Consider the following 13,466-nt stretch of genomic DNA (forward strand, 5'->3'; position numbering starts at 1 on the left):
GAGAGATAATAATGCAGCAGCAAAGTAAACTGAAAGCTTTATTTATCAATATTTTCCCCGGGGCAGGTCATTATTATATGGGAAGACGCACCTCGGGCATCATCTATTTCCTGGTCAGCTTTGGCGGCTTATTCCTGTCCATATTACTGGCAATGGCGAGCAGAAAAGATGAAATAGCCTTGCTCGGGCTCGCGGGCTTTATCGTGATATGGTTATTAAGTATGGTTCATCTTCTGATTCAAATGTTAAAAGAGCCGACTCCGCCGATTGCACTGCCGCTTGATGAGCCCCGGGGGCTGCAATACACGCCGCCAGTAAAGAGCGAAGACAATGAACGTTTTCATATTATTCTGCTGTCCTTTATTCCCGGGCTGGGACATTTTCATATGGGCCTGATGAAGCGGGGGCTTTCGTTCCTGATTTCCTTCTTCGGCTTCATAACGATTCTGCTATTTTTGGCCGGAATCACATCCAGTAATGCATTTCTGCTGTTCTTCGGTGTATTACCGGTTATTTGGCTATACTGCATGTTCGATGCTGTTCAGCATATCCACCGGAAGCAGGGGGGAGAACTTCTGTCCGACCGGACGTTGTTCGAGGATTTGGAGGCAGGACGTGACGGTGGACGCCGAAGTAAGGTGCTGGCGACAGTGCTGGCCGGGTTTCCAGGGGCAGGGCAAATGTATTTGGGTCTGCAGAAAAGAGGGCTCCAATTAATGCTCCTATTCCTAGGGAGCATCTATGTTGTGGACTTGCTCCGCTTGTCGGCGTTGTTCTTCCTGATACCGGTCATCTGGTTCTACAGCCTGTTCGATGCTCTGCAGCAAATCAGCCGCTATGGCAGAGAGGATATGGAAGACCGGTCGATCATTGAGGGCTTCATGAATCATCAAGGCTGGCTGGGAGCGTTATTGCTTTGTATGGGGCTATATTATATCATTGCGGAATTAGCGATTCCGGCCCTGGATGGACTCTTTCCTCAGTGGCGGCTGGAACACCGGTTCAATGCTTATTTTAAACCAATCATTCTGGCTCTGGTACTGATTGGCGGGGGCATCAAGCTACTGCTTGGAAACAAAAAGAGGACACAAAAGAGATCAAACAGATGATGACTTTGTCAGAAGAGCGATACGAACTGCCAGCAGCGTGTGCCGATATTCAATTGGTGCGCGCTGTTTTTTTTGAGAAAAAACAACGATTTTGGGCAGCCTGGGACTGAAATTACTAGTGGCAGCTCGTAACCCAACCCATTAATAAACCACAACAAAAATTAATTTCCCCTCATTTTTTGCTCCTTTATGAATGCGCTATCATAAACACATGAACCGCAGATGAGTAAAGCGTGAGGTGAGAACAGGTGGGAAGCATTTCTTTTAATCATGTCTTCAAAAGCTACAAAGGCGAATCCCGCCCTGCTGTAAATGACTTTCATTTAACGATTGATGAAGGGGAATTCCTAGTATTGGTCGGGCCCTCTGGTTGCGGGAAGTCAACAACGCTGCGTATGCTGGCTGGACTTGAGGAAATTAGCAGTGGGGAGCTCTATCTGGACGGGAAATTCATTAACTATGTGTCTCCCAAAGATCGGGATATCGCGATGGTGTTTCAGAATTATGCGTTGTACCCTAATCTGTCTGTACATGAGAATATCGCACTGGGACTGAAGCTGCGTAAGACGGCCAAGCACGAGATCGACTCGCGGGTCAAGCGGGTAGCGGGAATACTGGAGATCTCGCATCTGCTGGATCGCAAGCCCAGCCAGCTATCGGGCGGGCAGAAGCAGCGGGTCGCGCTTGGACGGGCGATTGCGCGGGAACCGCAAGTATTCCTGATGGATGAGCCGCTCTCCAATCTAGATGCGAAGCTAAGGTCGCAGACGCGGGCGGAATTAATCAAGCTGCAGCAGGATTTGAAGCGTACAACCGTTTATGTCACGCACGATCAAGTTGAGGCGATGACCATGGGGTCACGAATCGTGGTTATGAAGGATGGCATTATCCAGCAGGTTGCTCCACCCAGGCAGTTGTATGATGAACCGGCCAATGTCTTCGTTGCCGGATTTATCGGTTCTCCGCAGATGAATTTTATGAACGGAACGGTTGAAGTCAGCGACGGGAACTACTATTTCTCTAATAAAAGAATGCGTGTCCCGCTCTCCGGGGAACAAGGACAACGCTTTCAGCGCTTGGCTGGACTGACGCACAACATTATTCTCGGCATTAGACCAGAACATGTATTGATTAAGCGGGGAAGTTATGAAAAGGATGACGATTATATACCTGGCGTAGTGCAAATGACAGAACAGACGGGAGCGGATTCTTATGTGTACGTGGAGCTGGGGAAGATTCGGCTGATCGTAAGAACTGCGCCTGAAGAGCTGTTCGCGCAGGGAGAGTTAGTATCGGTGAACCTGCAGATGAACAAACTTCACTTTTTTGATGAAGCGACGGAAATGGCCATCGGGAGAGATGAGGCATGAGGTTAAAGAATGTTCCACGGTCCATCCGAATCGCTGTACGGATGGTTGTGACAGCGGCCATCGTCGTTGGCCTGATCCTCTGGGCAACCTCCAAGGAGGAGATCGTCCTCTCCGATCGGGTGACTGAGGCGCAAATGATGGATTTTGACCATGGGAGCGGGCCTGCTCCCTATATTCAACTAATTCAGGATAAGACTGAAGAGGAACTGAACTACAAGGAGGAGCGGCAGATTTCTCTGAACGCGCTGACTTACGGGGAAGTCTCTTCAGATGCTGACATTAGCGAAATCACTGAAGACGGAGTACGTGCGTTGGCTTGGCAAAATGATCGCGGCTCGGTGGATTGGCGTTTCCAGGTAAAGGAACCCGGCTGGTATGAGCTTCATATCGATTATAAGCCGCTCCCTGGTGACAATAGCTCCGTTGTTCGCGGTGTGATGATTGATGGTAGCTATCCCTTTGCTGAATCGGAACGGATTGAACTGGAACGGCTGTGGAAAGATGCCAAATATCCCTATGACCGCAATAAGAGTGGTATGCAGATCAGACCGCAGCAGGTTGAACTTACAGGGTGGAACAATAAGGCAGTAAGCGACTATACAGCCTCTTCGAGGCCGCTACTATACTATCTGGACGCAGGAGAACACAACCTGCGACTCGTAGGAGAGCGGGGTGGGGTCGCTATCAGCGGGATGACGTTCCAGTCCAGAAAGCCGCTGCCGACATACGAACAATATGTTACCGCACAGCCTGAGGCTGGTAAACGGGAAGATTGGTACAGCATTCAGGAGGCCGAGCAGTTTCAGCGCAAGTCCAGTCTATCCATCCAAACCGATCACTGGTCTGAGCCATACGTTTCTCCAGATCCTAAAGGCCGGACCACGTATAACGTGCTTGGAGGGAACCGCTGGAAAAACACCGGTGAGTGGGTGGAATGGGAGCTTGAAGCTCCTGCTGACGGCTGGTATGCCATTGACATCAAAGATTACCAGAATTACCGTTCTGGTTTCAAAGCCTATCGAACCATTCAGATTGATGGGGAGGTCCCCTTTCAGGAAATGCTGCATTATGCTTTCGACACACATAAGGAATTTGAAATTAATTCGCTGGCGGGCAAGCAAGGGGAGCCTTATAGATTCTATCTAACCCAGGGTAAGCACACGATGCGCTTGGTGGCGGACTCCTCCAAGATGCAGCCGATCTTGATGGCCCTGAGGGATACGCTGAAGCAGATTGCCGAATTCGATCGTCATATCCGTTTGATAACGGGCAACTACAGTAAAAAGGCAGCCGATGCCAACGTGGATTCTACTCGAACCTGGGAAATGAAAAAATATGATCCTGACGTAGAGAAGAAGCTTCAGGCCATTACAGACCGGCTGTCTGAGATTCGCGAATACACCAACTTTGTAAATGAGCGCGATTCGGATTTGTCACAGTCCTTAAAATCTTCCATCTCTATTCTGGACAATATGCTGCAGGATGTGAATGAAATCCCTAGCCGGGTTAACGATTTCTCAACGATCCAGGCTAATATCGGTACCTGGCTGACGACACTGACCCAGCAGCCATTACTTCTAGATTACATTGTGCTGCGGACGCCGGATACGAAGACAGGACTCAAGGAGCCTACAATGCTATCCCGTGTGCCTTATACAGTCATGGATTTTGCCCGTTCCTTTTACTTGAACTATGATCAGGACGGCAAACAGGATGCTAAATCGCTGACCATCTGGGTGGGCCGCGGACGGGACTATGTCGACCAGCTTCGAGAATTGGTTAGTCAGGACTTCACACCAAATACCGGTATTGAAGTGAACATCAACCTCATGCCTAATCCTAATATGCTGATTCTAGGAAATGCCGCAGGTGAGGTTCCCGATGTAGCTTTAGGTGTCGCTGAGGCATTGCCAGCAGATTATGCGATGCGGCATGCGGTAGAGGATCTGTCGAAATATCCGGACTTTGAGAACGTGATGCAACGCTTTATTCCCGGTGTCTCGCGGGCGATGAATTATAACGGGGGGACCTATGGACTTCCAGAAGTACAGAACTTCCAGTTATTATTCTACCGTTCCGATATCTTGGAAAGTCTGAAGCTGAAGGTGCCGGATACATGGGAGGATGTATTTGATATTCTGCCTACGCTTCAGGAAAACGGGATGATGATGAATTTCCCTAAAGCTGATTTCTCGACGCTGTTCCTGCAAAATGGTGCTGAACCTTATACCAGCAGCGGACAAAAGTCTAATCTGTTCAGCGATGAGGGGCAGAAAGCGTTCAAGCTGTGGACAGAAATGTTCACCAAATACAATATGCCGATCGATATCCCGGCTTTCTTCCAGCACTTCCGGGATGGTGACATTCCGATTGGCATCTCGGACTTCAATACGTATGTTCAACTGCAGGTGGCTGCTCCGGAAATAACAGGGCACTGGAAGGTAGCCCCGCTACCAGGCATTGCTCAGCCGAATGGTGAGGTGGCCCGTTGGTCTCCTCAAGCGCTAACCGCAGGGATGATCATGGAGAAAAGCGATAAGAAGGATGCTGCTTGGGACTTCCTGAAATGGTGGACCTCAGATGAAGTACAGCGGAGATACGCTGCTGATATGGAATCGTATTATGGCATTGAATATCGCTGGAACACCGCCAATGTGAATGCTATGAAAGCGCATTCCTGGCCGTCTGAGGATTTGAAGGCGATTCGGGAGCAAACGCGCTGGGCCAAGAATATGCCCAATGTTCCTGGTTACTACTTCCTGGCCCGGGAAATGGATTTCGCCTGGAACAAGACGGTGTTTGACGGAGTTCCTGCCGACGAGTCATTAGAGGAGGCGAGCTTGTCGCTGCAGCGCGAGATGGAGCGAAGACAGCGGAACTTCGGGATCACTGGCACAGACCTGCATATTCCGCAGATCACGAAGCCTTTTGAATGGGAGGATACGAAACCGTGAAGACAGAGGTTGTTCCAGCCATACCAGCACCGGGGGCGGCAAAGCCGCCCTCTCCGGTACTACTCCGATGGAGAAGATTCGTGAAGCAACTTCGGAAAGATGCATTCTGCTATCTATTCCTGGCGCCGTTTCTGATCAGTTTCCTGATCTTTATCGTGATCCCGGTTATCATGGCAGCCACACTGGGATTCACTTCCTATGACGGATTCGGCAAGCCGCACTTCATCGGATTTGATAACTACATTTCCTTGTTTACACAGGATATTGTGTTTTTGACCAAGGCGCTGCCTAATACGTTCTTGTTCGCTTTAATTGTGGGGCCAGGGGGCTATCTGTTGTCCTTTCTGTTCGCCTGGCTGATTCATCAGCTTCCACTGCGTGTGCGGGATTACTATACGCTGGTATTCTACGCACCGTCGATGGCTGGTGGAGTGGCATTATCCGTTGTGTGGATTGCTGCTTTCAGTGGGGACCGGGTCGGTTACCTCAATAACTTCCTACTGCAGATGGGCTGGGCGGATGCGCCAATTACCTGGCTGCAGAACCCGAAATATTTGCTGAAAGTCATGATTCTTGTATCGCTGTGGATGAGCTTCAGTGTAGGTTTTCTGGCGATGCTGGCTGGCCTGCAGACGGTGAATCGCGAGCTGTATGAAGCCGGACGGATTGACGGGATTTCCAGCCGTCTTCAGGAAGTGTTCTATATTACGATCCCGTCTATGAAGCCGCAAATGCTGTTCAGTGCCGTCATGACCATCGTATCCACGTTAAAGGCTGGAGCGATCTCCACTCAATTGACCGGACTTGCGATTACCCCGCAATACTCGGGCCATTTGATTATTAATCATGTGGATGACTATGCCTTTATCCGATTTGAGCTTGGCTATGCCTCGGCTGTATCAGTCATGCTGCTGCTCATCAGTTATTTTGTCATGCGGTTTGCTTATCGTCTGTTTAACTCGAAAGGGGAGCAGTAGACTATGATCGCAAGACTGCGCAAGCTCCGCCAAGTCTCGCCTTTTCAGGTAGTGCTGGTTACGGTTTTCACGGCATTGGCAGCCTTTATGTCACTGCCTATCATTTTCATATTCAGCCATGCCTTTAAGCCGAAAAATGAGCTGTTTCTGTTCCCGCCACGATTTTTAGTTCAGCATCCTACGATTCACAATTTTGAAGTGCTACTGCTGCACGCATCTAATGCAACCGTACCCTTCACACGCTATTTGTTCAACAGCTTGCTCGTAGTATCGCTGACGTTGTTCAGCGTCATTGTTGTCAGCACGATGGCGGCTTATGTACTGGCGAAGTACAAATTCCACTTCAAGGGACTGATTCTATCTTTGATCACGCTGTCTCTAATGTTTGCTCCGGAGACGGTGTCGATCCCGCGCTACCTCATCATCAATGGACTCGGGCTAAACAATACGTATTTCGGGCATATTCTGCCTTCGCTGGCCTCACCTGTTGCCGTGTTTATGCTGGTCGGTTTTATTTCTCAGATCCCGAACGATTTGATGGAAGCCGCCCGGATCGATGGGGCAAGTCACCTCGGGATCTTCACGCGCATCGTGCTGCCGCTATCTGTCCCGGCGATTGCCACCATTTCGATCTTGACCTTTCAGACCGTGTGGGGAGATGTGGAAACATCGACCTTGTTCATGCAGAAGGAAGCGATGCGAACGCTGCCATTCTATGTTAACAGCTTGTTAAGCGGCCTGCAGAATAGCGTAGCGGGACAGAACATGGCGGCTGCAGCCGGACTGCTTATTTTTATACCAAATCTGATCATCTTCCTGCTCTTTCAGCGCAAAGTGCTCGAGACGATGGTCCACTCCGGTATTAAATGATGTCATCAGCAAAGGAAGTCGGAATCATGAAAAAATGGCTATCCATACCACTGTTAGTTTTGGTGTTCATTTCATTGCTTCCGTCCACTGCTTCGGCACGGCTCCCGTATATCACGGCCTATTATGACAGTAATCAGTCGTCCTGGTTCCGAATTCAGCCGATCTACCGGCCTGCGGAAATGCTTACGATTGAGCTGGGAGATCCGGTAGATATTACGGTGGCCCCCAACGATGAGGTATACGTGGTGGATAAGGAACTGGAACGGGTCATCGTGCTGAATAATGACGGAAAGGTACAAAGAACGATTGGAGCCGACGAAGGAATTGGAAAGCTGGCGGCACCCGAAGGTGTCTTCGTGACAGCGGACGGGGATGTCTATGTCGCCGACTCCGGCAATCAGCGAATCGCTGTGTTTAATTCCGAGGGCACTTATCAGCGGGAATATAAGAAGCCGGACACTCAACTTCTTGGATCGGATCATTTCGTGCCTGTCAAGCTGGTAGTCGATCGACGCGGAGTGATGTATATCCAGCTTAACTCCTCCTATCAGGGGCTGGTCAGATTAAGCCCGGAAGGAGAGTTCATGGGTTACTTCGGTGCTAATAAGGCCGACCAAACCATGCTTAGTCGGCTGAAGCAGCTAGTCCTGAACAAAGAGCAGCTTGCCCAAGAGAAGCCATCGCTTCCTAAACCAATAACGAACGTAGCCATGGATGCTGATGGTTTCATCTATACGGCTACAGCCGGCGGGGAAGGTAAAGGAGCCATCCGCAAGCTGAACGCAGGCGGTGTGGACGGTTTCAAGAACAAAACGATGTACAATGGCCACGGAATCGTTGATGTAGCGATTGGGCAGGAGGGCTTTCTGTATAATATCGATCTTGATTCGATGCGAATTAACCTTTACGACCATACGGGAGACGTGCTATTTGCATTTGGATTCATCGATAAGGAGACACAGCAATACGGTGTCATCGGGTATCCTACCGGCATTGCTGTAGATTCCAAGAACACTGTTTGGATCTCGGACAGCGGCACGAACATGGTTCATAAGTACGTCCGCACCGAATTTGGCAAGGATGTGCTGCAGGCGCTGGCCTTGTACGCAGGTGGCAAATACGAAGCCAGTAAGCCTTATTGGGAGTCGGTTTACGCCCGCAATGACATGTACAATGGCAGCTTTCAAGGGCTTGGAAAGGTGTACTTGCATGAAAATGATCACGCAGATGCACTCAAATTCATGAAGGTGGCCTTTGATACGGAAGGTTACTCCAAAGCATTCTGGCAAATCCGCCTTGAGTGGCTGCAACAACATTTTGTGATGCTGGTCATTGGAATCATTAGCGGACTCTTGCTGCTGCACTTTGGCGTTCGGGGACTGAGAGTGCTTCGCCGCAAGTACCCTACGCCTTCCTCCTGGAAGCAGCCACTGCAGGACATCAGAAACTTCGGCTATGTGATGATCCATCCTTACGAGGGGTTCTATCGGATCAAGGAGGCCAGAATTGCGCCATGGGTTACTATATCTCTGCTCTTGTCTGTCATTGCCGCTAAGATCGCCAGGATATACTGGACCGGTTTCCTGTTCAATCCCGTTGAGCTTAGGAACGTGAATGCGCTCAGAGAATTGGCCTTCTTCATTGTTCCTTGGGTAACCTGGATTATTGCTAACTATCTGGTTTGCAGCATCAAGGATGGTGAGGGCAAGTTTAGAGAGGTTGTTCAAGGCAGTGTGTATGCCATGTCACCGTATTTATTCATCACTGTTCCAGTCCTGATTTTGTCCAATCTGGCCTCCCTTGATGAGGCAGTATTGGTTCATTCGCTTAACACCTTGATGACGCTATGGATGTTGGCCATGTTCTTTGTCATGACCCAGGTCATTCATAATTTCGACTTTTTGGAGACGTTCAAAAACTCGTCGATATCCGTCTTTGCTATCGTTACCATCTGGTTGTTTGGTTTTATCGTTTTCGGATTGTCGTATAATCTCTACGACTTTTTCTATGAGCTGTACAAAGAGGTGAACTTCTATCATTAAACTAGCGAAAACACTATTCCTCAAGATCAGGTGGGTTGCTGTTGCCGTAGTCGTATTGGGACTTTTGGTTCTGTTCTTCTTACGGCCCTGGGAATTGACGACAGAAGCCAACTTCGACAAAACTGGCATGACGATGCCGAAGGTTACCGAGAGTGCATTGTACGAGGGCGAGGCTTGGAAACCTTCGGCGGGAGCAGATGGCTATGCTCTGGTTAGCGAGAACGACAGCTATGGCTTGTATGTTCGCCCCAATACCACGGAGATTGCGGTCCTTGACAAAGCTAGCGGTTATCGCTGGACCAGTAATCCTGGTGATGCAGAGCTGAAACACGAGAACGTCAAGGGTCAATTGCTGGAGCAGTTGAAATCACCTTTTGTTGTGACTCATGTACGCACCAAGGGAAAGGATCAGACCGTTCGTGAGTCGCTCAGCAATGCGGTTAAAGACATGCAGACATCGATGATCCGTCATGACGATGGGTTGCAGATTTCTTACTTCTTCCCTTCCAAGGGTCTGGGCTTCACGGTGCAGTATGAACTGACGAAGACGGGGCTGAAAGTAAGAGTACCGTCCAAGGTAATCCGGGAGGAGGGGGAGAATGCCCTGCTCACCCTAGATATTCTGCCGTACTTCGGCGCTGCTTCGACTCAAGATGACGGCTACTTGTTCGTACCGGATGGTCCGGGCGGACTCATTCGATATGATACCGCACATGCGAAGCTGTCCAGAGGTTATATACACCAGGTATACGGCAGCGAAATGACGAATGCCGGGAACTGGACCCGCTCTGGACAGCGGCGGGAGACTATCGCATATCCCGTTTTCGGACTCAAGAAGAATGATCATGCTTTTGTAGCGATTATGACAGAAGGCGAAGACTCGGCTAACGTAACGGCATTGTCGCCGGGCATGAAATCCTCCTTCTTCAACGTCTTCTCCAGCCAGATTTACAGAGAAGAATATCTCTACCGTATGAGCCGGTTGGCTGCACCGAGTAAGGCTGTTCAGAAAGAAAAACTGGATCGTGACCGTGAGATCGAATATCGCTTCCTGAATGATCAGCAGGCCAATTATTCCGGCATGGCTGTCGCCTACCGCGAGTATTTGCAGGAGAAGGGCTCCTTGGATAAGAAGCTGGATCCTGCCGCACATGTTCCGCTCTATTTGAAGATTATGGGCGGCAACTATGAGCAGGCTTTCGGACAGATTCGTTATGTGGCCGCCACTACGTTCGCGCAAGCTGAGGACATTGTCCGCCGATTACAGGAGCGAGGGGTTACGTCACTCCAGACGATTTACTTCGGCTGGACCAATCAGGGTGACTACAACATGGAGAAGCGGTTCCCTATCGAGGAGGCGCTCGGCGGGGAGGCAGGCGCCAAATCCTTTGTCTCGCAAATGAAGGAAAGGGGAGTCGGCGTCAGCTTCTACGAAGATTTCTTGTGGATTGACAGCAAATCCTCCTTCTCGCCCAAGCAGGACGCCATACGAGGCATCGACGGAACGGCGTTTGTGGATGGAGACTGGTATGTTGCTAAGCCGATGTACACGGCGGTAAGTGCGGCGCAAACAATCAGCAAGCTGAAGGAGATCGGTGTGGAAGGCATGCACTACAGTGCCCTTGGGGAGCTACTCCTCAACGACTATGAATCTTCAGGTATCCGTACCAGAGAGTATACGAAACAAATCTATACAGAGCTTTTGAATTATACGCGCAAGGAGCTAGGAACAGCCGGTGTGTTCCGGGGCAATGCTTATGTGCTGGGAGCAAGCGATTATATTGACGGCCTGCCCTCAGAGTCTAGCTACGACTTTATGGTTGATGAGACAGTGCCATTCTATCCGATCGTACTCCACGGCTTCGTTAACTATACCTTTGAAGAGGGGAATCTGCGCGATGATGAAGAGGTGGAGTTCCTAAAGGCGATTGAATATGGGGCGTTGCCTTCATTCTTTGTAACCCATGATGATTCGCGTAAACTCAAGAATACGGCAGGGGGCTTCTTGTACAGCAGCAGCTTCGACAAATGGGAAGATCGAATACTGAAGGAATACGAGAACTTCGATGCCTTAAGCGCCTTGTATTCACAAAAGATCACCTCTCATGAGCGTCTGGCAGATCAGCGGTACGCTACCGTATATGAGGATGGAACGAGGGTTATCGTTGATTACTCCACGAAAAGCTTCAAGGTAGAGAAGGGGGGCGGGCATCAATGAGTAAGCTGACAGCGCATAGAAAAGAAGCACTCCGTTATCACATGAAGCATTACGGAACCGGGCTGTTGTTCATGTTGCCCTGGATTATCGGATTCCTTATATTCGTGGCTATTCCGATTGGCTGGTCGATTTTTATGTCACTGCACAAGGTAGCTGTCGTACCGGGAGGCTTCCAATATAAATGGCTGGGGTTTCAGAACTACCGGGATGCCTTTTTGAAGGATAGCGTGTTCCCGATCGAGATGATTACCTATTTCCAGGAAATGCTGCTCATGGTGCCGATCATTGTGATCTTCGCCCTGCTTATCGCATTGCTGCTCAATCAGCAGTTTCCAGGAAGATTTCTCTTTCGAGCGTTGTTCTTCCTGCCCGTAATTTTTGCTACAGGTCAGGTGTTATCCGAGTTGTTTACACAGGGAGCAGGCGACATTCCGTTTCTTGGGCAGTACAATCTGGAGCCGCTTGTTCGCCAATATGTCGGAGGGGAATTAGCCCTAACCGTGATGGAGGTTCTGGGACGTATCGTCCTGATTCTATGGTATTCCGGTGTACAAATATTAATTTTTATCGCCGGTTTTCAGACCATATCACCCTCTATCTATGAAGCCGTGAGAATAGACGGAGCATCACCGTGGGACAGCTTCTGGAAGATTACCCTGCCGTCTAGCATGCCATTTATCAGTCTAAATATGTTGTACACGATTATCGATCTGTTCACATTCCCGTTGAATCCGGTGCTGGGGCATATCAGGGACAATATGTTCAAAGTAAATACCGGTTACGGCTATGCCAGTGCACTGGCCTGGATTTATTTCGCCTTCATCTTTGTATTGATCGGTATCGTGCTGGCATTGTTCAACCGGAGTTTGCGACAGAGGGGGAGAAGGTCATGAGTGATCCTGTTAGAATACGGGGACTTCAGCAGCGAATCAAGGGAGTAATGTGGAGTCGGAACAGTCAGCGATTCAAGATGGTCATGCTGGGCAGGAGCCTGTCAGACGGATTGATCGCCAAATTAATAATTTATATGCTGTTGTCCATCGTGGCGTATCTGTATCTACAGCCGCTATTGCATATGATCAGCACCATGTTCATGACCGTTAGCGATCTGCTTGATCCCGCCGTGAAGTGGATTCCCAGGGAAATAACGTGGGAGAACATGACCAAAGCTATCGAGGGTCTGCAATACCCACAAGCATTGTTTAATACAGCCACGATTGCCCTAACCTGCTCGATTGCTCAGGTGCTGGTGTGCTCGATGACCGGCTATGCACTGGCAAGGCTGAATGTACCATTCAAAGGTTTTATCACGGCGATGGTGCTGCTGACCTTCCTGATTCCACCACAAGTGGTGATCATTCCGCTATACGTTATCTTCAGTAAATTAGGCTTGCTCAATACGATGTTTGTCTTTCTTGTCCCGGCTATCTTCGGCCAAGGTCTCAAGGGAGCATTGTTCATCTTAATCTTCCGGCAATTCTTCCGGGCGCAGCCGCCCAGTCTGGAGGAAGCGGCGAAGCTGGATGGAGCGTCTGTTGTCCGGTTATACGTCCGGATTATGCTTCCGCTGGCACGTTCAGCTTGTCTAGTTGTTTTTCTCTTCTCTTTCATCTGGTACTGGAACATGTATTACGAGCCGTCTATGTTTCTGGCAAAGGGCTTCACACCATTGTCGATTCGCCTTGACAATCTGGAGAACGTCCTGAATCCTTCGCTGCTCGGAAATAAGAACAATATTAGCAATCCGGTGACAGAAGGGACGAAGATGGCTGCCGCTTTCCTGATTATTTTTCCGCCAATGCTTATCTTCATGTTCTTGCAGCGTTGGTTTATTACCGGTATCGAGAGAACCGGTATTGTGGAATAAGCCGAAGTGGTAAGCCAGATGAAGTGAAGTTAAAAATTCTGGAGAGGGGGAATGCCCGG

At 49.6% G+C, this 13,466-nt stretch carries 9 protein-coding genes; all 9 read left to right on the forward strand.

All coding sequences use genetic code 11. The features are described from left to right. Positions 1-11 precede the first annotated feature (11 nt). Entirely contained in the window at positions 12-1,109 is a 1,098-nt protein-coding gene (locus ACFORK_RS04190; RefSeq protein WP_379195986.1) for a hypothetical protein, read from the forward strand. A 248-nt stretch (positions 1,110-1,357) separates the two neighbouring features. Continuing rightward, positions 1,358-2,479, forward strand: coding sequence for an ABC transporter ATP-binding protein (locus tag ACFORK_RS04195; protein WP_379195988.1), 1,122 nt, complete (start codon positions 1,358-1,360; stop codon positions 2,477-2,479). Then, the gene (locus tag ACFORK_RS04200; RefSeq protein ID WP_379195990.1) at positions 2,476-5,433 is read left to right on the forward strand and encodes an extracellular solute-binding protein; all 2,958 of its coding nucleotides are present in this window, start codon (positions 2,476-2,478) and stop codon (positions 5,431-5,433) included. Before ACFORK_RS04195 ends, ACFORK_RS04200 begins: the two co-directional genes overlap by 4 nt. Beyond that, positions 5,430-6,410: a carbohydrate ABC transporter permease gene (locus tag ACFORK_RS04205; protein ID WP_379195992.1), complete on the forward strand. Its 981-nt coding sequence runs from the start codon at positions 5,430-5,432 to the stop codon at positions 6,408-6,410. The genes ACFORK_RS04200 and ACFORK_RS04205 overlap by 4 nt, the downstream gene beginning before the upstream one ends. Positions 6,411-6,413: 3 nt before the next feature. After that, on the forward strand, positions 6,414-7,280 hold the full coding sequence (locus ACFORK_RS04210) for a carbohydrate ABC transporter permease (protein ID WP_379195995.1): 867 nt from the start codon (positions 6,414-6,416) through the stop codon (positions 7,278-7,280). A gap of 26 nt (positions 7,281-7,306) precedes the next feature. After that, on the forward strand, positions 7,307-9,322 hold the full coding sequence (locus tag ACFORK_RS04215) for a YIP1 family protein (protein ID WP_379195997.1): 2,016 nt from the start codon (positions 7,307-7,309) through the stop codon (positions 9,320-9,322). Positions 9,323-9,377: 55 nt separating this feature from the next. After that, positions 9,378-11,540, forward strand: a complete 2,163-nt coding sequence (locus tag ACFORK_RS04220; protein ID WP_379195999.1) for a DUF5696 domain-containing protein — start codon at positions 9,378-9,380, stop codon at positions 11,538-11,540. Then, entirely contained in the window at positions 11,537-12,433 is an 897-nt protein-coding gene (locus ACFORK_RS04225) for a carbohydrate ABC transporter permease (RefSeq protein WP_379196001.1), read from the forward strand. The genes ACFORK_RS04220 and ACFORK_RS04225 overlap by 4 nt, the downstream gene beginning before the upstream one ends. After that, positions 12,430-13,407 carry a carbohydrate ABC transporter permease gene (locus tag ACFORK_RS04230; RefSeq protein ID WP_379196003.1) on the forward strand — a complete coding sequence of 326 codons (978 nt, stop codon included), beginning with the start codon at positions 12,430-12,432 and terminating at the stop codon, positions 13,405-13,407. Before ACFORK_RS04225 ends, ACFORK_RS04230 begins: the two co-directional genes overlap by 4 nt. Positions 13,408-13,466 lie beyond the last annotated feature (59 nt).

This window comes from Paenibacillus sp. GCM10012306 (genome assembly GCF_042649265.1).
GTDB lineage: Bacteria > Bacillota > Bacilli > Paenibacillales > Paenibacillaceae > Paenibacillus_AQ.